The organism is Gilliamella apicola (assembly GCF_003202915.1).
GTDB classification, from domain to species: Bacteria; Pseudomonadota; Gammaproteobacteria; order Enterobacterales; family Orbaceae; genus Gilliamella; species Gilliamella apicola_Q.
In genome coordinates this window covers 134,233-156,079 of record NZ_QGLP01000006.1, presented here as the reverse complement: position 1 = coordinate 156,079, position 21,847 = coordinate 134,233, and the positions used below count along the sequence as shown (strand labels likewise).

20 protein-coding genes are annotated in these 21,847 nt (G+C 35.4%); 8 read left to right on the top strand and 12 right to left on the bottom strand.

Going from position 1 to position 21,847, the window contains the following annotated elements; genetic code table 11:
• Positions 1–7: 7 nt before the first annotated feature.
• The 7 genes from DKK79_RS11395 to DKK79_RS11365 all read left to right on the top strand — a co-directional run bounded on the left by DKK79_RS11395 (position 8) and on the right by DKK79_RS11365 (position 6,472).
• Positions 8–1,159, top strand: a complete 1,152-nt coding sequence (locus DKK79_RS11395; protein ID WP_220019238.1) for a PTS transporter subunit EIIC — start codon at positions 8–10, stop codon at positions 1,157–1,159.
• Between the two features lie 68 nt (positions 1,160–1,227).
• The gene (locus tag DKK79_RS11390) at positions 1,228–1,968 is read left to right on the top strand and encodes a DeoR/GlpR family DNA-binding transcription regulator (protein ID WP_110424195.1); all 741 of its coding nucleotides are present in this window, start codon (positions 1,228–1,230) and stop codon (positions 1,966–1,968) included.
• 358 nt (positions 1,969–2,326) lie between these two features.
• Positions 2,327–2,650, top strand: a complete 324-nt coding sequence (locus DKK79_RS11385; RefSeq protein WP_110424194.1) for a PTS lactose/cellobiose transporter subunit IIA — start codon at positions 2,327–2,329, stop codon at positions 2,648–2,650.
• Positions 2,651–2,677: 27 nt separating this feature from the next.
• On the top strand, positions 2,678–2,995 hold the full coding sequence (locus tag DKK79_RS11380; RefSeq protein WP_110424193.1) for a PTS sugar transporter subunit IIB: 318 nt from the start codon (positions 2,678–2,680) through the stop codon (positions 2,993–2,995).
• Positions 2,996–2,997: 2 nt separating this feature from the next.
• Positions 2,998–4,323: a PTS sugar transporter subunit IIC gene (locus DKK79_RS11375; RefSeq protein ID WP_110424192.1), complete on the top strand. Its 1,326-nt coding sequence runs from the start codon at positions 2,998–3,000 to the stop codon at positions 4,321–4,323.
• A 266-nt stretch (positions 4,324–4,589) separates the two neighbouring features.
• Positions 4,590–5,252, top strand: coding sequence for a fructose-6-phosphate aldolase (fsa, locus tag DKK79_RS11370; RefSeq protein ID WP_110424191.1), 663 nt, complete (start codon positions 4,590–4,592; stop codon positions 5,250–5,252).
• A gap of 110 nt (positions 5,253–5,362) precedes the next feature.
• A complete protein-coding gene (locus DKK79_RS11365; RefSeq protein ID WP_110424190.1) occupies positions 5,363–6,472 on the top strand; it encodes a glycerol dehydrogenase in 1,110 nt (369 codons plus the stop codon).
• A gap of 285 nt (positions 6,473–6,757) precedes the next feature.
• Here DKK79_RS11365 and nrdB read toward each other — a convergent pair whose 3' ends face one another.
• From nrdB to DKK79_RS11350, 3 genes are all read right to left on the bottom strand, one after another.
• Positions 6,758–7,888 (bottom strand): class Ia ribonucleoside-diphosphate reductase subunit beta, encoded by a 1,131-nt coding sequence (nrdB, locus tag DKK79_RS11360; protein WP_110424271.1) that lies wholly within the window; start codon positions 7,886–7,888, stop codon positions 6,758–6,760.
• Positions 7,889–8,005: 117 nt separating this feature from the next.
• Positions 8,006–10,291 carry a class 1a ribonucleoside-diphosphate reductase subunit alpha gene (gene nrdA, locus DKK79_RS11355; protein ID WP_110424189.1) on the bottom strand — a complete coding sequence of 762 codons (2,286 nt, stop codon included), beginning with the start codon at positions 10,289–10,291 and terminating at the stop codon, positions 8,006–8,008.
• Positions 10,292–11,346: 1,055 nt separating this feature from the next.
• On the bottom strand, positions 11,347–12,678 hold the full coding sequence (locus DKK79_RS11350; RefSeq protein ID WP_110424188.1) for a replication-associated recombination protein A: 1,332 nt from the start codon (positions 12,676–12,678) through the stop codon (positions 11,347–11,349).
• Positions 12,679–12,843: 165 nt separating this feature from the next.
• On the opposite strand from DKK79_RS11350, the gene lolA reads away from it, so the two are divergent.
• Positions 12,844–13,437 (top strand): outer membrane lipoprotein chaperone LolA, encoded by a 594-nt coding sequence (lolA, locus tag DKK79_RS11345; RefSeq protein WP_034883972.1) that lies wholly within the window; start codon positions 12,844–12,846, stop codon positions 13,435–13,437.
• 53 nt (positions 13,438–13,490) lie between these two features.
• On the opposite strand, the gene DKK79_RS11340 is transcribed toward lolA, so the two are convergent.
• From DKK79_RS11340 to exuR, 9 genes are all read right to left on the bottom strand, one after another.
• Positions 13,491–14,465 carry a hypothetical protein gene (locus DKK79_RS11340; RefSeq protein ID WP_110424187.1) on the bottom strand — a complete coding sequence of 325 codons (975 nt, stop codon included), beginning with the start codon at positions 14,463–14,465 and terminating at the stop codon, positions 13,491–13,493.
• A 107-nt stretch (positions 14,466–14,572) separates the two neighbouring features.
• Positions 14,573–15,016: a PTS sugar transporter subunit IIA gene (locus DKK79_RS11335; protein WP_110424186.1), complete on the bottom strand. Its 444-nt coding sequence runs from the start codon at positions 15,014–15,016 to the stop codon at positions 14,573–14,575.
• Between the two features lie 16 nt (positions 15,017–15,032).
• A complete protein-coding gene (locus tag DKK79_RS11330) occupies positions 15,033–15,530 on the bottom strand; it encodes a PTS system mannose/fructose/N-acetylgalactosamine-transporter subunit IIB (RefSeq protein WP_110424185.1) in 498 nt (165 codons plus the stop codon).
• 33 nt (positions 15,531–15,563) lie between these two features.
• Positions 15,564–16,424: a PTS system mannose/fructose/sorbose family transporter subunit IID gene (locus DKK79_RS11325; protein ID WP_110424184.1), complete on the bottom strand. Its 861-nt coding sequence runs from the start codon at positions 16,422–16,424 to the stop codon at positions 15,564–15,566.
• A gap of 41 nt (positions 16,425–16,465) precedes the next feature.
• On the bottom strand, positions 16,466–17,299 hold the full coding sequence (locus DKK79_RS11320) for a PTS mannose/fructose/sorbose/N-acetylgalactosamine transporter subunit IIC (protein WP_110424183.1): 834 nt from the start codon (positions 17,297–17,299) through the stop codon (positions 16,466–16,468).
• 108 nt (positions 17,300–17,407) lie between these two features.
• A complete protein-coding gene (locus tag DKK79_RS11315) occupies positions 17,408–18,058 on the bottom strand; it encodes a bifunctional 4-hydroxy-2-oxoglutarate aldolase/2-dehydro-3-deoxy-phosphogluconate aldolase (RefSeq protein WP_110424182.1) in 651 nt (216 codons plus the stop codon).
• Between the two features lie 88 nt (positions 18,059–18,146).
• Complete coding sequence (locus DKK79_RS11310) at positions 18,147–19,100, bottom strand: phosphoglycerate dehydrogenase (RefSeq protein ID WP_110424181.1); 954 nt, start codon at positions 19,098–19,100, stop codon at positions 18,147–18,149.
• Positions 19,101–19,597: 497 nt separating this feature from the next.
• A complete protein-coding gene (locus DKK79_RS11305; protein ID WP_110424180.1) occupies positions 19,598–20,608 on the bottom strand; it encodes a substrate-binding domain-containing protein in 1,011 nt (336 codons plus the stop codon).
• A gap of 430 nt (positions 20,609–21,038) precedes the next feature.
• Positions 21,039–21,815, bottom strand: coding sequence for a transcriptional regulator ExuR (gene exuR, locus DKK79_RS11300; protein WP_110424179.1), 777 nt, complete (start codon positions 21,813–21,815; stop codon positions 21,039–21,041).
• Between the last annotated feature and the right edge of the window lie 32 nt (positions 21,816–21,847).

The window sequence follows — 21,847 nt, the reverse complement described above, 5'->3', positions numbered from 1 at the left end:
GGTAATCATGATGAACACAATCACCATTGATGAAGTGAATCCCCCTACAAAAGCTAAATTTTTAGTGGTTATTGATGTACTGATAGATGGCATATCGGGTATTTTTCTCCCGTTTGTTAATCAATTATGTGCATGTGGTATTTTGATTGGAATCGTAGCTATTTTGCAAACTACAGATTGTATCGCTATGGAAAGTGACTCCTATAAAATTTTACATGCAATGGCAAATAGTCTTTTTTATTTTTTACCGATGCTACTTGCTTATACTTCAGCTAAAAAATTTGGAGCTAACCCTTATACCGCGGTGGTTATTGCTGGAATTTTACTTTATCCAAGTCTTGTTGAGATGTTAGATAAAGGTGAGACGATTAACTTTATCGGCTTAACTATTTATCCAGTTACCTATAGTGCTAGCGTGATTCCGATCATATTAGCAGTTGGCATTTTGCATTATGTTGAATTATTGTTTAAGAAAATATTACCGGATGTTGTGAGTGGCTTTTTAACACCACTACTTAGTATTATTCTTATTTCTACTTTAACATTATCCACATTGGGACCATTAGGGGTTGGGATTAGTAAATATCTGGCAATTGGATATCAATCGGTCTATCAAACCAGTCCGATTTTAGCTGGCTTTATATTGGGTGGTCTTATTCAGTTAATGGTCATTTTTGGTTTTCATTGGTGTTTAATCCCACTGGCTTTAAATAATATTAACTTAAATGGATTTGATACGATTCTCGCCATGATGGGACCAGCTGTATTTGCTCAGGCAGGATCAGCGTTTGCCGTATTCTTGTTAGCTAAAAATAAACAATTCAAATTTATCTGTTTTTCAGCAGGAATATCAGCGTTATTTGGCATTACTGAACCCGCCATGTATGGGGTTAATTTACCACTTAAAAAACCGATGATAGGTGTCTGCCTTGGCGGTGCGATTGGTGGTGCTATGACGGGCTATTTTGCTAATTCGGCAATGTCATTTGCTTTCCCTGGACTGGTTACATTGCCGGTATTTATGGGGGTGGCATTTTGGGGGTTTATAGCAGCTGTAATGGTAGGATTTTTAGTCGGCTTTTTATTTACCTTAAGTTGCCATAAAAAATTAGAATTAGCTAAATTTAGTCAAGCTGAGCTATCAATTACTAACAATTGATCTTACCTATTTGGTCAAATTTGGGTATCATATTGATTATCTCTAAATTGACAGAATAGATAGGATATATGAATAAGCGTCACCAAATAATCTTAGAGTTGATTAATAGTAAAAAGAAGATTAGTGTGAATGAGTTAGCGGTACTAACTAATGTATCACTGGTTACTATTCGTAATGATCTATCCATTCTTGAACAGCAAAACTATGTTAAACGTTCCCATGGTTTTGCTGAGATCCTTGATCGTGATTCAATGAGCGAAAGGTTAGATGTCAACTTTTCACTAAAACAGAAATTAGCCAAATATTCATTAAGCCTAATCAATGAAGGCGATTCTGTATTTATCGAAGGCGGTAGTACCAATTCATTATTAGCTCGAGAACTGCTCAACTTCAAAGGTGAAATAGTTGTTATAACTGTTTGTACCTATATAGCATCGCTATTACGTGATGCACCATTTGATGTCATTTTATTTGGGGGCTTGTTACAAGCGAAAAGCGAAAGTTTGATAGGTCCTTTAACCCGAACTTGTATTAATCAAACTCACTTCAATAAAAGCTTTTTGGGAATTGATGGTTACACTCCGGATATCGGTTTTACAGGAAGAGACATGATGCGTGCTGAAGTAATTAATGCGGTGTTGAATAAAGGTGCGGAAAATTTTGTAATTTCAGATTCCTCTAAATTTGGTCTTGTTTATCCATATACTATTGATTCCGATAATTTTAAACAAATAATTACCGATAAAAATATCAGCGCCGATATGGAAAAATCACTAAAAGATAGGGGAATTATTGTTCATAAAGTATAGTAATGGCCATAAGTTAACCTTTTATAATATCTTCAATGGCTGATAATTTGCTATCTATTCCTAATTAATCAATTTATCCTTTCAAATATATCTCTTTTTGGCTAACAACATTGTGTAGCCTTCATAAATCTTAATTTACATCTTTTCTTACTTAACCTTAACAAATCGTAACTTCAGATAAGTTATTGCCACTAGGTAATGCATTGATATTACATATATAAATAAATATATTTTCATTAGAAAGTTATTTTATTTACGTTTATGTGATCAAGTTCAACTTTTTGAAAGTGCATTTCGTGCTATTTTCTAATAAACGAAAGTTATAACAAAAATGTAAGTTAAAAAGGAGAACAATGATATGACTGATATAGAACAAGTGATTATGAATTTAATTGTTAATTCAGGTACGGCAAAATCTTTTGCTTACAATGCGTTAACCAAAGTTAACGAAAAAAATTACCTAGGTTGCGATGCAGATCTTCAACAAGCTCATGAATATTTAAAATTAGCCCACAATGAACAAACCGCATTACTCACAATGGAAGCCAATGGCGAAAAAATTGCCATTAGTGCTTTATTCATTCATGCACAAGATCACCTAATGGCAGCCATATCAGAAATTACATTATTAGAACAGATTATTGATTTAAGAAAAACGGTTAACAGTTTAATAGCTAATTAATTATTTAAAGATAAGAAGGTGAGTATTATGATAAAAATTAAATTATTTTGTGCAGCAGGATTTTCTACTAGCATGTTGGTTGAAAAAATGGTGGAAGCAGCGAAAGGACAAAACCTTGAAGTAGATATTCAAGCACACTCTCATGCTAACTTACGAGATTATATTAATGATACTGATGTTGCTTTACTCGGTCCACAAGTTGGATATGCTTTAGCTAAGGCAAAAGAAGTTTGTGATCCGGTCGGATTACCGGTAGAAGTTATACCAATGGTCGATTATGGCACAATGGATGGGCAAAAAGTACTTGAATTTGCGCTAAATCTTTATAAGAAAAAGGGTGAATAACGATGAGTATAATTGTCAACTTTATCAATACTAAAGTATTGCCCAAAATTTTGGTATTTGTGAACAGCAAAGGCATTATTGCTGTCAAAGATGGAATGCTAAGTATTTTACCATTAACCGTTGTTGGAAGTTTTTTTTTAGTTATTGGTCAAATCCCTTCAAAAGATATTAATAATTTTATAGCGAGTATTTTTGGTGAACATTGGACAGAGCCTTTTATGCAAGTTTATGGAGGGACTTTCGCCATAATGGGCTTAATTTCCTGTTTTGCCATTGCTTATGCTTATGTCAAAAATGAGGGATTTGAGCCGTTACCAGCTGGTGTACTCGCTGTTTCAGCTTTTTTTATCACCTCCAACTCTTATGTGGTGGCACCGATTTCGAGTGAAATTATCGATAATACGGTATCTAAAGCTTGGATCGGTGGACAGGGGATGATTTCAGCCATCATTATTGGTTTGGTCGTTGGTTATATTTATTCGCTTTTTTTACGTCGCAATATTGTGATTAAAATGCCGAAAGCAGTACCCAAAACGGTAGCGGTTCAATTTACGGCGTTTTTACCGGCAGCTTGTATTTTTACCTGTGCATTAATTACTTATGCTCTATTTAAAGCATTTGGTCAAACCACTTTATTAGAGGCGATTTATAGTTTAGTACAAGTCCCTTTACAAGGATTAACCGATTCATTAGGTGGTATGATTGCGATTGCCTTTTTTATCTCTTTTTTATGGTGGTTTGGTGTGCATGGACAATCGATTGTCAATGGAATAGTGACATCAATCTTAACCGCCAATGCAATTGATAATACTAAAATTTTAGCTGAAAAAGGTTATTTGGATCTAAGTAACGGAGGACACATTGTTACTCAACAATTTTTAGATTCTTTTATTCTTTTAACGGGTTCTGGTATTACCTTTGGGATTGTGTTTGCTATGATTGTTGCTGCAAAATCTAAGCAATATAAGTTTTTAGGTAAAGCGGTGGTCTTTCCAACACTATTTAATATTAATGAACCTATCACATTTGGCTTTGGTATTGTGCTTAATCCAATTATGTTTATTCCATTTATTGTTGTACCGATTTTAAGTGGTTTATTAGTTTATTTTGCGTTTGTGATTGGTTTTTTAGAACCTTTCTCAGGGGTTATGCTTCCATGGAGTACCCCCGGAATTCTTTCCGGATTTTTAGTCGCGGGATGGAAAGGTGCATTACTGCAAGCTATTATCTTAGTCATTTCTATTGTAGGCTATTATCCTTTCTTTAAGAAGATGGATGCCATTGCGTATGCCAAAGAACAACAAGAGGCGTTAGCCGCTAATTCGTAAATTATTTTCATTAATAATAAAAGTCTGATAGTTTAAAAAGACTTAAAATTATATTTTTTGATAGCATTCTTTTGTTAATAAACCAAACAAAAGAATGTTTTTTTATCTTATCTGCCTAAAATCGTAAGATATTTCCACTGTGGTTATATTTCAGTATTCAATCTTGTCCTCTTAAATTATTTTTACCAATAAATATCAAAAAATAGTAGAAATATTTTCTATAGTAAGTAAAATAACTTTCGAAAGAAAACAAATAAGGAGTTGTTATGGAACTTTACTTAGATACAGCTGATGTTGCAGCCGTTAAAAAACTAGCCCCAATATTTCCTATTAAAGGGGTAACAACCAATCCAAGTATTATTGTTAAATCTGGTAAACCTATTTTTGACGTGCTACTCGCATTACAAGAGGTTATTGGTCCTAAAGGTCAGCTTTTTGCCCAGACAATTGGTAATACCGCAAAAGATATGATTAAAGAATCAGAACAATTACGCAGTAAAATTCCTTCTATCGTAACTAAAATTCCAGTTACAACCGAAGGTCTTATCGCCATCAAAGAGTTAACCAAGCAAGGAATTCCGACATTAGGTACAGCTGTTTATGGTGCTGGTCAAGGCCTATTAGCTGCTTTAGCCGGGGCAAAGTATATTGCGCCATATGTAAATCGTATTGATGCTCAAAGTGGCAGTGGTATTGATGTGGTTAATGAGTTACAAACTTTGCTAGATCTACATGCTCCTTCTTCAATGATTTTAGCTGCTAGCTTTAAAACACCTAGACAAGCTTTAGATTGCTTATTAAGTGGGTGTAAGTCTATTACTTTACCAGTAGATGTAGCTGAATTGTTTTTAGCTGATCCAGCGGTTGATGCTGCAATTCGTAAGTTTGAAGATGATTGGACAAAAGCTTACGGAACGTTATCTTTTTAATCATTTACTTTGATGGAATAAATTAAAAATTATTATTTTAAGCTAAACAAGGATGTTGGATTTAAATTCAATAAAAGATCGTTAATATTATTATTTAAAATAGGAAAAAAATGAGTGTAGTTGCTATTCAATCACCAAGTAAATATATACAAGGTGCCGGGGTTTACAATGATATTGCAAAATATTTGTCACCAGTGGCGAATAAGTTTGTCATTTTGGTCGACTCTTTTGTTTTACCATTAATTAAAGATCGGTTAGAACAGAGTCTTTCATCACAAGACCTTAAATATATTATTGTGGAATTCGGTGGTGAATGTTGTCATTCCGAAGTTAACCGTGTTATGCAGTTGGCGATTGAAAATCATTGTTTAGCTATTTTAGGTATTGGTGGCGGTAAAACGCTTGATACCGCAAAAGCAGTGGGTTTTTATGCTAAATATCCTATCGTATTAAGCCCAACAGTTGCTTCGACAGATGCTCCGTGCGCTGCACTTTCTGTTTTATATACTGATGATGGTATTTTTGATTCTTACCTATTTTTACCAAACAATGCCAATGTTGTGCTTATTGATACTCAAATTGTGGCTAACGCGCCGAGTCGTTTGTTAGCGGCAGGAATGGGCGATGCATTGGCGACATGGTTTGAAGCGCGCGCTTGTCATCGAAGTGGAGCAAAAACCATGGCAGGTGAATTGGTATCTTCATCGGCACTAAGTTTAGCTAAGTTTTGCTTTGATACTTTAATGGCTGAAGGCCGAAAAGCAATGATTGCTGTGCAAAATAAAGTCGTTACACCAGCGGTAGAAAAAATCGTCGAAGCTAATACTTATCTTAGTGGTGTCGGTTTTGAAAGTGGTGGTTTAGCTGCTGCTCATGCAGTACATAATGGATTAACAACGCTTGATGAAACCCATAAGTATTTACATGGCGAAAAAGTTGCTTTTGGTGTGTTAACACAACTCTTTTTAGAAAATGCCAGTGATGAAGAGTTAGAGCAAATTACCAGTTTTTGCTATGATCTTGGCTTACCTATCTCATTAGCTCAAATTGGTGTAACTACTGATATTGAAAAGAAAATGCAGAAAGTTGCAACAGAATCTTGTTCTGACAACGATACGATGAAAAACATGCCGGGTAATGTTCAACCTCAAGATGTTTATGCGGCTCTAATTGCAGCTAATCAATATGGTGAAAATTATTTATCTCAAAAAAATAAATAGTTTTTGCTCTATTTCCTAATAAAAAGAAGAGAAATTATTCGGTTAATTTCTCTTTTTTATTTACTTAATTTCTGATATGCCATTTTAACCAGAAAGTTAATTGGTTGTTTTTTTAAGAAAATATTGAAAAATATGATATGCAAGATTCTCTTTTAGTCTTGCTTCGCTGTATACAATATTGGGTTTTGATTAGCTTTTCCTGAATTTAGCGAATTTCAAACCAAAAGGAACCCTTTCAGGTTCCTTTAGTAAAAAGTTAAGGAGAGGGATTTTTTCGGGAGATAATTATAATGTGAAGTCGCTTAAATCGTCTTCACTGATTTCGGCGTCAATTTGTCCAACTAGATATGAGCTCATTTCTGCTTCTTGTGGCGCAACCTGTACGTTGTCGGAAACTAGCCAATTGTTGATCCAAGGAATTGGGTTGGATTTTACTTCAAATGGTAGTTTAAGGCCAACCGCTTGCATACGGATATTGGTAATGTATTCAACATATTGGCAAAGGATATCTTTGTTTAAGCCAATCATTGAACCACCTTCAAATAGATATTCAGCCCATTCTTTTTCTTGATTGGCTGCTTGTAAGAAGAGGTCATAGCAATCTTGTTCGCACTCTTTGGCGATTTCTGCCATTTCAGGATCGTCTTCACCGCTGCGTAGTGTGTTGATCATAAATTGGGTGCCGGTGAGATGAAGGGCTTCATCACGGGCAATCAGTTTGATTATTTTAGCATTACCTTCCATCAACTCTCGTTCTGCAAAGGCAAATGAGCAAGCAAAACTCACATAGAAGCGAATCGCTTCAAGGGCATTAACACTCATTAGGCATAGGTAAAGTCGTCTTTTTAGTTCACGCAAGTCGATCGTGATGGTTCGATTATTGACAATGTGTTTACCTTCACCAAGTAGGTTGTAATAGCTAGCGTAGCTAATAAGATCATCATAGTAACCGGCAATATCACCAGCGCGTTTTTGGATCTCTTTATTTGTCACAATATCGTCAAATACCACTGAAGGATCATTAACGATGTTACGAATGATATGGGTATAAGAGCGTGAATGGATAGTTTCTGAAAATGACCAAGTCTCTACCCATGTTTCAAGTTCGGGAATCGAAATTAAAGGGAGTAACGCCACATTTGGGCTTCGACCTTGAATGGAATCAAGTAATGTTTGATATTTTAAATTACTGATAAAGATATGCTTTTCATGTTCCGGCAAGGCAGCATAGTCGATACGATCTTGGGACACATCGACCTCTTCAGGACGCCAAAAGAAGGAAAGTTGTTTTTCAATTAACTTTTCGAACATTTCATATTTTTGCTGATCATAACGAGCAACATTAACCGGTTGTCCAAGGAACATCGGTTCTTTCAGTTGGTCATTGTGGACGTGTGAGAAGGTGCTGTAATTCATACTCATAATTGAACTCCTAAATTTGGTGGCTTTTCATGAAATATTCAGAAAAAGTAGCTATAGTAGGGATAACTAATTGGTTATCCACTACATTTAGTTTAGTGCTAAGCCGGGCAATTAAATTTTGCATGCTCCGCCTTCACAACCATCATCACTTGATGCGGGTTGAATATCCCCTTGAATATCTTCAGCACCATCGCGGGTGTTATGGTAATAAAGCGTTTTTACACCATATTTATAGGCTGTTAGTAAGTCAGCTAATAGTTGTTTCATTGGTACTTTGTCATTCGGGAATTTGGTCGGATCATAATTGGTATTCGCCGAAATTGATTGATCAACAAACTTCTGCATAATGCCAACTAAATGCAGATAACCGGTGTTATTTGGTATTTGCCAGAGTAACTCATAGAGATCTTTTAACTTGTTATATTCAGGTACCACCTGTTTCAAGATGCCATCTTTCGATGCTTTGATACTGATATAACCGCGAGGTGGTTCAATACCATTGGTGGCATTAGAGATTTGTGATGAGGTTTCCGATGGCATTAATGCCGATAAAGTTGAATTACGTAAACCATAGGTTTTAATTGATTCACGCAGCGATTGCCAATCGTAATGGAGTGGTTCTTTGGTGATACTATCCAGATCTCGCTTATAGGTATCGATAGGTAAGATACCTTGTGAGTAAGTGGTTTCATTAAATAGTGGGCAGGCACCTTTCTCTTTAGCTAAGTTATTGGAAGCTTTTAATAGATAATATTGCATCGCTTCAAAAGTACGATGAGTAAGGTTGTTAGCACTGCCGTCAGAATATTTAACACCATGTTTAGCTAAATAATAGGCATAGTTAATCACCCCAATGCCAAGGGTACGACGATTAAGCGAGGAGTTTTTAGCCGCTGGTACAGGGTAATCTTGATAATCAAGTAATGCATCAAGAGCACGAACCGTTAAGTCAGCTAGCTCTTCGAAATCATCAAGCGATTCAATTTTGCCTAAATTGAAGGCGGATAGGGTACAAAGCGCGATTTCGCCTTTCTCATCATTAATATTATTCAGTGGTTTGGTTGGTAACGCAATTTCCATACATAAGTTGGATTGATGTACTGGCGCAACTTGTGCATTAAACGGACTATGAGTGTTACAGTGATCGACGTTTTGTATATAAATTCGCCCAGTTGATGCGCGTTCCTGCATTAATAGTGCGAAAAGTTCTACCGCTTTAACCACACGTTTGCGAATATTCACATCCTGTTCATATTGATGATAAAGTGCATCAAATTTGTCTTGGTCAGCAAAAAAGGCATCATAAAGTCCCGGTACATCAGAGGGGCTAAATAGTGTGATGTTTTCGTTTTTGATCAGGCGTTGGTACATTAATTTATTGATTTGTACACCGTAATCCATATGTCGAACGCGATTTTCTTCAACTCCACGGTTGTTACGTAATACTAATAAACTTTCTACTTCTAAATGCCAGATTGGATAAAATACCGTTGCCGCACCACCACGTACACCACCTTGTGAACAAGATTTAACTGCGGTTTGGAAATATTTGTAAAAAGGAATACAACCGGTATGGAATGCTTCGCCACCACGAATTGAGCTACCTAAAGCGCGAATTCGACCGGCATTGATACCAATACCCGCGCGTTGTGACACATATTTGACGATAGCACTGGCGGTGGCATTGATAGAATCTAAACTATCATCACATTCAATGAGTACACAAGAACTAAACTGCCGAGTAGGTGTGCGTACCCCCGCCATTATTGGCGTAGGTAAAGAGATTTTAAATGTCGAAACAGCATCATAGAAGCGTTTAATGTAGGCTAGTCGAGTATCTTTAGGGTAATTAGCAAATAGACATGCCGCGACTAAAATATAGAGAAATTGAGCGCTTTCATAAATCTCACCGGTTACGCGATTTTGAACTAAATATTTACCTTCCAGTTGTTTTACCGCGGCGTAAGAGAAGTCCATATCTCGCCAATGGTCGATAATGTTATCCATCTGTTGAAACTCTTCTTGGCTATAATCTTCAAGAAGATGTTGGTCATAACGTTCACTCGCAACCAGTTTTTTTACGTGTTCGTAAAGCGGTGGTGGAGTAAATTGGTTATAGGCTTTTTTACGTAAATGGAAGATTGCTAAGCGAGCAGCTAAATATTGGTAATCAGGTGTATCTTGAGAAATTAAATCTGCTGCCGCACGAATGATGGTTTCATGAATATCGGAAGTGCGAATACCATCATAGAATTGAATATGTGAGCGTAACTCAACTTGAGAAACCGACACATTATCTAACCCTTCCGCAGCCCAAGTAATCACTTTATGGATTTTATCAAGGTCGATGGGTTCTTTTTCGCCATTACGTTTGGTTACCAATATTGATTTGTTCATTTTTCATCCGTTTATCTATTTTTAATAGCGCTTATGATAATTGATATTTATCAAAATATACAATATATAGTGCCTATTAATCATTTTATTACTATATATAGTGTGTTTAATAAACAGCGATTTTAAATTTATTAACGAAAATCAATGATTACGGCTACAGATTAGTAAATGGCGTGGATTTTATAAAAAAAGGTAACAGTAGGTAGTAGCAGTAGAAAGTAATAATTGTCTATGATAAGTTTTACCTATGAATAAATAGAGTTCGAATATAAAAGGCAAATTTAATGAGTATTGATATATCTACACAAGCTATTTTTATCTTGGTTCGCATTGTTGCCATGGTGTTTGCTATCATATCGCTGTAAATCACACTATCGATTAATTGTAGTATTCAAGCCTAAATTTGAAATATTGGCGTTATTTATTATCTGTTAATTAGTTATTTTTATAACACTCACAAGTATATTCTAAGTGCATATCACCATTTTCTATTTTGATCTTCTACTTGAATATCGCAAATAATTTAATATTAACTGAAGTATGAATATTGGTTTAATTTTTTTAATACTAGGCGCTAACATCGTAAAATTAGGCAAAGGGTTGTCGCTAGATATCTCGGAATTTCACATCAAAACGTTTATATCTTTTTTTTCAGTTTTAAAAAAAATTACCACAAATGAATAATACTAAATAAAACCAAAGTACAAAAAATCCACTTTTCAAAATTCCTTCACTTTATATCCTCAATATTTTATTGCTTTTTCATTTTCATCCTTAATTATTCCAATTGTATTAATTATGAAGTAACAATCCTTTTTACATCATATAGTTAATCAATATAACTAGATTTAATAGTCATAGTGAATAGATTTACTTACAATGATTGTTAATCATTAAGAAGGTAGCGTCATGTTAATTAACAGGATTAAAATCAAATTATGTGTGAAATGGTTTATTAAGTTTATTACATTAATAGTTAAAAACTTAAGTTGGCGACAAATATAGCTATCATTATTCAATTACATTAGTTAAATTAAAAAAACTGATTAAATTATTTAAGATTTATAGCGTTGGATCAGGCTGGCCTTATTTTGTGCTTCTAACCAAGCGAGTTTTTCAGCGTAATTTTTTTCAGCACCACGTTGTGTTGGATGATAATATTTGCTATCAGCCATTTCAGGGGGAAAGTAGTTTTCACCCGCTGCGTAGGCATTAGGCTCATCGTGGGCATAACGATACTGAGCGCCATAACCTAAATCTTTCATTAAACTGGTTGGCGCATTGCGTAGATGTTCAGGGACGTCATAATCGGGTTTTGATGTCGCATCTTTCATCGCTTGGTTAAATGCAAGATAAACCGCATTGCTTTTTGGTGCGCAAGCAAGGTAGACAATTGCTTGGGCGATAGCTCGTTCGCCTTCTGCAGGCCCTACTCGAGTAAAACAGTCCCAAGCAGCTAAGGCGACTTGCATTGCTCTTGGATCGGCATTACCGACATCTTCTGATGCAATAGCTAATAATCGGCGTGCAACGTACAGCGGATCTCCTCCAGCAGAAATGATTCTTGCATACCAATAAAGTGCGGCATCAGGAGCCGATCCTCTAATTGATTTATGCACCGCAGAGATGAGGTCGTAATAGCGATCGCCTTGATTGTCAAATCTTGCACTACGTTCACCAATGACTTCTTTGAGTAATTCTGAGGTGAGTGTTTTGCCATCTGACATATCAACCAACAATTCAAGTGTGTTGAGGGCTCGTCTCGCATCACCACCAACAAATTCGGCAATCTGTTTTTTGGTTTCATCAAGCAAGGTAATGTTTCGCTTGCCATAACCACGCTCAGGATCATCCATCGCTTGTTGTAAAATTTGTTCGATATCTTCGTTAGTTAATGATTTGAGAAAATAGACTCTAGCCCGCGATAAAAGTGCTGAATTTAACTCAAAAGAGGGGTTTTCAGTGGTGGCACCAATAAAGGTTACCGTACCATTTTCCACATAGGGTAAAAAAGCATCTTGTTGACTTTTATTGAAACGATGAACCTCATCAACAAATAAGATGGTTCTTACTCCTGATTGTTGGTTAATTTTTGCGCGCTCAATTGCTTCGCGGATATCTTTTATACCGGACGTAACAGCTGATATACGTTCAACTTTGGCGTTAGCATGGTGCGCAATGATCTCAGCTAAGGTGGTTTTACCAGTACCAGGGGGGCCCCAAAGGATCATTGAATGTAAATGACCAGCTTCAATAGCTTTTGGTAAAGGTTTGTCTTTACCTAGCAGTTGGCTTTGACCAATGTATTCAGATAAATTACGTGGACGCATCCTTGCTGCTAAGGGTTGAAATTCATCTGAGCTAAATTCAAAAGAGAGACTAGGCATGGTGCATCGTTATCCAAATTTACAAAATATGGCTATTATATACTGCTTAACTGATAAGTGAAAAAGAAAAGAAAATATCTTTCCCCGCTAATAGAAAAACGGTAATATTTTGACCTAAATGAGTTATTAAAATACTACACTAAACAAAACGAATAAGGATTGGTAATGAAGAAGTTTTTAATCTTAATCGGATTACTAACAACTGCTTCAGCATGGGCTGGAGATAAAGAAGTGTTACAAGAACGATTAGCAAAAATTGATGGATTTTATGCCCGTTTTTCTCAAGATGTCAAAACGGCAGATAAACAACCGGTTCAACAAGGTAAAGGTGATTTATGGGTGACAAGACCTTATTACTTTAATTGGAGCATGACTGAGCCAGATGAAACATCGATTATTTCTGATGGGAAAAATATGTGGGTATATACTCCAGCGGTTGAGCAAGTGAGTGTAATGAGTTTGAAAAAAATGGTAGATAATCGTTTAATGTTACTCATTACTGATAGTCATAATCCTATCTGGAACACCTATACTGTAACACGAAAACAGGACTCTTTTACGCTTAAACCAACTGACGGTTCTAATCAAGATTATGTTATATCGGTTTTACCTACAGGGATGATTTCCAATTTTACGATTATTGAAGAGGATGGTCAGCGTAGTTTTTATGATTTATCTAAACAAACTTTAGGTAAAGTTCCGCTTGATAAATTTAAATTCACTCCACCAGCTGGGGTAACTATTGACGATCAGCGATGATTAGTTAACAAAGATTGTGGAGATGTCTTAAGTTAGCGACATCTCCAACATAACTACTTATCCAAGATAACTTTATCGGTTAGGTTTTTGCTTTTTTCAGGGGTTATTAATAGCGTTAGTAATGAATGTAGCGATTTCGAATGCTTTTCAATAATGCTATCCGCTAAGATATTGTCACCTCGTGAATGCGCATTATTAATCTGAACTTGATTGTATTCATTTAGGGCTCCGGCTGTAATCATTAAGTATTTTTTTAGTGTTGTTTCAAGTTTACCGTCTAAAAAATTAATATGTTCGGCAGCAAACTCAAAAGATTTTGGTTTAAAAAATAATAACGATTCGCTATTGCCTAAACTATCGAGAAAAATAAACTTCTTCTTTTTTAGCTTATCGGAATAATGTTCAATCATTTTAAGACCATATTGATTTGAACATCCGCCGTCATATAGCACAAAGGCAACTCTCTTTTTTTGGTATTTATTCATTTTATTTATTGTGTTTAACATGACCAAAATACTTGAAGTATTACAGACAAAATTCTTTTTATTGGAAATACCATTTTTAAATTTCAAAATAATATAGAAGGCAGATAGGGTAACGATGGCCGCTAGTGCGCCCGATATACTATAAATTCCTGATGCTTTAATATTGGGAAGAAAGATAAATAGGTTCAGGCTTATTGCGATAGCCAATAGCATGAATACTGGGATTAGTCCCCCAAAGTAGCGTCGCTTATTGAAACGTTGTTCAAAAGCAAAAATTTTAGTCAAATTAAAGTAATTGACGCCAGTATCATAATAGGTACAAACAATTACATCTGCGCTATCTAAATCGCCAATATAAGCATTATAGTAATTTTCATACTTTTTTTTAGCTAATTGTAATTTAGCTATTTTTGCATCAACATAATAACCTAGCTGGATTAACTCTTTAGAGATAACTCTTAAAAAAGCTATTTTTTCTCTATATGAAAACCGTTTGCCAAATAAAACGCAGTAGCGAAATATTAAATCTTTTAAACTGTTCATAGGCACTTATATCACTCAATTAGAAAAATTAGAAAACTATATGAATGACTGATAGCCGTTTTATCACTATCAGTCATTATTAGTAATTCCCTAATTTATTTCATTTATTAATAATCGTCATTATTTATAACTTTTTTTGACGCTTGAAGTTCTGCAATGACATCTCTAATATCTTGTTGACCAGCTTCAATAATCGCTAAGGTGAGATCCGATATTGTTAAGAAATCACGATTACAAACTGCGGTTATCGTCATTGGTAAATTCATACCCGAGATCACCCGTATATTCATACCTTGTTTTTCCCATTCTGGAATGCATGCCATTGAAGCATTGTGTGGCGAGGCACCATACAAATCGACTAAAATAATCACACCATTACCAGAATTTAACTGTTCAGTTTTTTTTCGGATATTAGTTTTCAATTCTTCAATGTCTTGACCGGGAATTAATGCTAATGTTTCAAACTGCTCAGCTTGACCAACAATCATCTCAACACTATCTTTTATTCCCTCAGCCATTTTTCCATGACTTATTAATAAGATTCCAATCATGTTAACTTCCTCTTACTTAGGAAAATAGTTTAACGGCTTCAGCTAAAGTTACTTTTTTTAGTGAAGGCGTTGCTTGGAAAAAAATATTCATGTTAGGGTAACGAGTTTGTAAATCCACTAATAGATCTAATTGCGCTTGGGTTATGGCAACTTGACTAATCACAGGTGTTGTTCCCGGCGACTGTGGAATTCCGCCAAGATTGAGATTTTCCACCGGCACACCACCTTTAATAATTTTATGCATAACTTCAATACTTTTAGTAATTAGCATGACATTAAAATCGTCGTATTGCCTATCCTGCCAATATCTTATTGCACCATCTTCTTTTAATACGCGGATTTTGTAACCGGTACGTGATGCTGCACCCAAAATAATATTTTTAGTAAATTCATCATGTGCAGATACATCATCAGCAACAAAGAGAGCATTTGCACCAACTGACTTTGAAACATTGGTCGCAACTTGTCCATGAATTAACCGACTATCTACACGAGCTAAAACAACTTTACCCATAATTAAGTTTCTTCCTTTATATAATAAGTTAACTTACAAAATCCCTATTGCGGCTAGCACACCTAAAATTACCGTGAGGCCAATTAAAGCATTGGTAACTTTCAGTCCTTTTTTCGCAAAATAGAGATATAACCCACTAACAACAACTAACGGTAAAATTCCCGGGAGAATCTTATCTAGTGTTTCTTGGATAACGAAGTTTTTGCCAGAGAGTTCAAAAGAGAGACTTGAGGTGACTTTAATATAGTTTGCGGCCAAAATCCCCATCATGAATAATCCTAGGATAGATAACCCCTCAATTAGCATTTGCATACTGTTACCCACCACTTCAGTTGCTGCGTTTCTACCAAGTTTGAAACCTAATTGACTGAAGTAATAACCAATCATTATTTGATACAGCGAAAATGCAATGAATGGGAATAAAGCACCTATTGCCATGCCTTCTTGCGCCCATGGTAGGGCGATTGCAATAAATATATATTGCATAGTGCCTGAATCTATGGAGTCACCGATGCCGGCTAATGCTCCCATTAATCCAGCTTTAGTGTTATATAATAAATTATCATCAATACTAAGTGGTTTTCCCTCATAAGTATCGTTAGCGCGGACAGATTCGAGCGAAGCCATGATACCGGTGATAGTACCGCCACCCCAAGCTAACTGGGTGTTAAAAAATAATAAATGTCTTTGATAAGCAGCAATTAAATCATTTTTATCTTTATAAAGTTTTTTAAGAATTGGCATTAATGCCCACAATAGTGAGGCGGCAATATAGCGATCAAACGCATGTGGAATTTCGTTTGCATAATAAAATCTTAACCATGCTATCACGACATCTTTTTGGGTGATCTCTTCAGGTTTTAAATTGATACTTTTTTGTTGAATTTCTGTCATAGTATATACCTTCTAAAAATTTGCTTATTAATCTGATACTATTAATAATCATCTTCGTCTTGATTAAACCCTGTTCCTTCACTACCAGAACCTAAATTATCTTTAATCGCATTAAAGGTTTCAGATTTAGCTAGAACAAAAATGAAAGCAATAATGGCACCAAGAATCGCATAGGTGACCATAGTTATACTTAGTGGTTTGGCAATAACCGCAACAAAATAGGCTAATAGGAAGAAAATAATATAACTACGTTTACCGATAACATAGACAGTTACAGCTATACCTACAGCGGCTAAACCTCCGCCAATAACGTTAAGGATATGGAATATAAAACTACTTGAATTTGTTTTGATTAAATCTGCAATAAATGGGGCGCCATAATATAAAGCAGTAAACATAAATGGTATAAAGATAATGAAAGCAATGATAATCGGAATACCAATAATTGAGAAAGTTAATCCGGTACTACTACCTTTGGCTGCAAATTTGTCAGTGAATCGTTGCATAGCAAATGTATTTACGAAAAATCTTAATTGATATAAGTAAGATCCCAATAGACCGACAGGTACCGCAACACCAACAGCGGTTTCCGGTGACATGTTACCGAGCAGTGTCACAGGTACGGCTATTGCCGTTGCAATTGCAGGTTCGGATGGCATTTGCCCGCCCGGTGAAAAAACTCCCATATAAATTAACTGGATAGCTGCTGTGGCTATCATGGCATTATGAACATCATTAAATACTATACCCACTACTAAACCAGTCATCATAGGTGAAAATCTGAGTGTAGTTGTCGCACCGCCAAGAAAGGCTCTTGACATAACTAGCGCTATCCAAATAGCAACTAGTAATGCTTGAAGAAAAGTTACATGCATATATTTATTCCATTGTTTAAATATTTATTGTGATAAGTTAATAAAAAACACATCACATGACTTGATAACTAAAATTTATTCATGTAGTTATTCATGTGGTTATTTATGCTAGCAGGCTAATTTTTTGGCGCCTTCTACTGCCTCTTTAGCCAATGTAGTTATTCCTAAGAAATTTCCTTCGCGAATAAAATTAGTTGGCACAAACCAAGAACCACCAACACAAATTACATTTTTAAGTGATAGATAATCTCGGTAGTTGTTTAGATTAATTCCGCCTGTTGGGCAAAATTTTGCATCTGGAATTGGACCTGCAAATGCTTTAAGTGCGGCTATACCGCCATTTATTTCAGCCGGGAAAAATTTAAATGCCGTTAATCCCGCTTCTTTAGCTGTCATCAATTCGCCCATTGTTGCTATACCCGGAATTACCGGTACCGGACCTTCAACAGCTGCTTTTAGAATAGCTGGCGTTAATCCTGGCGTGATAATAAACTCAACCCCCGCTTTTGTGACTTCTTTAAGTTGTTCAACCGAGGTGACCGTTCCTGCGCCTACTACAGCCTCAGGAACTTCTGCAATAATTTTTTTAATTGCCTCAAGCCCACATGAGGTACGTAAAGTCACTTCTAACACTTTTACCCCTCCAGCAATAAGTGCTTTTGCTAATGGCACGGCATCATTAACATCTTCAATTACAATTACCGGAACTACTGGCCCTAAAGATAAAACTGCTTCTGCTGATTTTTTCCAATTTTTCATGTTATTAACCTCTTATAATGAATAAAATTTTATTTGTCTTATACCAAAATCATCAATATTGAATATATTGACTTTTCATGGTTAATCTTTACTGATTTACTGAATGTAATGGCTTATTGCCGTTAAGTACTCTGACAACGTCTTGCGCTGCCATAACTAATGTTTTTACAATGGCATCTTGGGTAAATGCCCCTGTATGCGGTGTTAAAATGACATTTTTATGATTAAAAAATCGAGAATCGGTGAAAGGTTCTTCAGTGAAGGTGTCTAGGCCAACACCGCCGACATAACCACTGGTTAAAGCATCATAGAGATCATCATTATTAATTAAATCTCCACGCGCGGTATTAATGATGTAAACACCTTTTTTCATTTTGCTGATGTTTTCTTGGTTGATCATTCCTCGAGTTTGTTCGGTTGCCGGAAGATGCAGGGAGATAAAATCTGCTAATTCGAATAACGGTGTCATAGAGTCATAATATGTCACACCATATTTTTCTTGAAGTTCTACATTCGGATAGAGATCATATGCAATAACCTTCATACCAAATGCCGAACAGCGTATGGCAAGGTTTCGACCAATAGAGCCTGTTCCGAAAATGGCAATAGTTTTACCACTTAATTCAACACCATCTTCTCTTTTCCATGAGCCAGAACAGACACTTGTGTCCATAACATGAATTTTACGCGCCAATCCGGTAATGAAGGAAAAAGCAAGTTCACAAACCGATAAACTGTTTGTGCCTGGCGTAACGGTAACGACGATGTTATTTTTTTTTGCGGCGATTAAATCTACACGATCATAACCGACCCCGTTTCGGGCAATGATTTTTAAATTTGCTGCGGCATTAATCACGTCAGAAGTTATAAAATCTAAACCAGCTATAAGCGCATCAATATCTTTTACTAAAGGTATTAATTCTTCAGCTTTTAATGGTTTATCTGGAGTAACAATGCGGATCTCGTGTCCGGCATCCTCTAAAACTTTTTTGGCCGCATCGCATGTGGCAAATGCTCTAGCGGTGGTTAAAACTACTGCCATTGGTAGTGCTCCTATTCATCTCTAGATCGAGTTAATTTAATTTTGGTTTTAAAAAAATAACTGCTGGAAATTGCTTGAAATTTCCAATGAAACCGGTTTCTTTTGCAAAGAAACCGGTTTCATTAGTTATTTATATTTTTTGAGTATATTAAATTGGAAAGGTAAAATCTGTTGGCGAGATCACATTTTTAAAAAAAGTATAAAAATAGATCAAATTTAAATAACTTTTATATTAAGGCCTAGTTAACGCAATTATTAGCCTAATTTTTTAAGAAGATCTGTTTTCTTGAATCTATTTTTAGTGATTACTTTGATTGTGATCTATTTTCTGCTATGCACAAGTAATCAGTTTTTGGCGTTTTGTAAAACTTAGTGTTATTGGCTCATGCAAACCTATTTTGATGATGGTTATAGGGTCATGTTGGTTAATTTTTGTAATATACCTATTATATCTATCTAGATATTTCTAATTAAAAATAGTTAATAATCATCAGTGATTAACCGTGATAGTTAGCTATACTTTCTCCTTCAATATATTGGACAGGAAGTTCAACTACATTAGAGGATATGAGTTTTCCATTTAACCGTTTGAGTAATATTTCTGCGGCAATTTTTCCCATTTCGAACTTCGGTGTTAAAACCGATGATAGTTTGGGATTTACTGATTGTCCGATATCATATCCATGAAAACCGGCTATGGCGATTTGTTGAGGAATAGCAATATTACGTCGTTGGCAGGCAAAAAGTACCCCTAAAGCAAGACTATCATTGCTGCAAAATATGCCATCAACTTGCGGGTATTCATTCAATACTTGAGTGAGTAATTGTTCGCCAAGTGTATAAGAAGTGACCTCATTTGATAAGATAGTAAAGGTCTCTAAATTATGTTCAGCCATTGCCGCTTGGTAACCATCTTTACGTAAAGTGCCTCTTTCATTTAATTGACTACTTAAATAGACAATATTTTTTTTGTTGGTTTTTATCATACGTTCAACCATATTTTTTGAGGCTTTAAAATTATCATAGCCAACCGCCATATCAATACAAGGGCTAATACAGTCCATTATTTCAACCACGGGGATGTTGGCTAATTGGATCATTTTCAGAGATGCGGGGGAATGATTTCGTTCCGTGAGAATTAAACCATCAATATTATAAGACAGTAGCGAACGTAGTCTCATCTCTTCTTTATCTTTGTGACGTCCTGTATGGGCTATCATGACTTGATAATTATTTTGGTCAGTAATTGTTTCGATACCTTGTAAAACTTCGGTGAAGATTTGATTAGTTACTGACGGCAAAATGACACCTATTGCGTGGCTTTTTGCATGGGATAACATATTGGGGACTTTATTGGGTAAATATCCTAGGGTTTCTATAACTGTTGAAATGCGTTTTTGTAATGAGGGTGATACCAGATCAGGCGTATTCAAATAACGACTTACTGTTGCTTTACTTACTCCAACTTGTTTAGCAATATCTAATAATCCGGTTCTTTTCTTTATCATTCTTATACTCATTATTGTGCTTCATAAGCGCGACTATCTCACGGAAGTGAATGTTTTTTATATTTTAATGCGGGTATTTTATCATCATTTTATTTCTTATCTACTATCATTAATATTTGTTAAATTATCATGAAGTTGTTTTAAATATTTATCTTCGAAATTATTATTTGTGTTGCGATCAATGATGTTAAAAAATCTTTCCAATAAGTTAATATAAAAAATTATGATGATATTTAAATTTTTTAGTTTAAAAAACGCCACATTTCTGTTTACTCACATTAAAAGTAAATAGATGAATATTTAAACGTCATAATCGGCTAATTGGCTATAACCTAAGCTACAGTTTTGTCATGTATTAATGGCAAATTATGTTATCTATTATCCTGACGTTAATTATAACGTGATGATTATCAATAGGTTATAAATTGACTTAACTTAATTTTTCATTAATACTTATCACCGGATTATCAGAAAATAGATAGTGATCCCGTTTGGTCTCAAAATCTTCACTTGCGGCATCAAATAACATTTTTTTGGTATTTTCTAAATGTTGCCACATAGCTAGTTTGGCCGCTTTAGGATCGCGATTAATGAGCGCTTCTAATATTTTATCATGTTCTTGCCACCAACTTTCAATGTCTTGTTGTTGTACATGTTCATGCAGTTTTTTCCACATAGGGTTCAATGTTCGTTGTTGCCAAGCTTCTTGAACGATGGTAATTAAAGCGGTATTGCGGGTGATCATGGCAATTTGCGTATGGAATTTTAGATCCCAATCTGAATCCCGATAATGATCTTCTTTTTTAGCGTTATGCTGAATTTCTAATAATTTGACGATGTCGTCTTTAGTGATTTGTGTTGCTGCAAATTCGGCAATATTACTTTCAATAAGTTGACGGGCCTGTAATAATTCAAATGGTCCTGTAGTTGAGAAATTTAGCCCTTGTGAAGCGGTTAGGACATTGGGTTGTAAACTATTGGCGATAACATGAATCCCAGAACCTTTTCTTGCATCAACATAGCCTTCAACTTCTAGCATGATGATGGCTTCTCTGACAACTGAACGGCTTACTTTTAATTCTTCACAAATCAATCTTTCAGATGGTAGTTTACTTCCTACCGGATAAATGCCGTCAATAATTCGGTTTTTAAGTTCTGTGGCGATAACTTGGTAAAGTCTTTGATATTCGTTCTGTTGTTCAGTCATGATGAATTTTGTATAAGTCCTTTAAGTTTTTT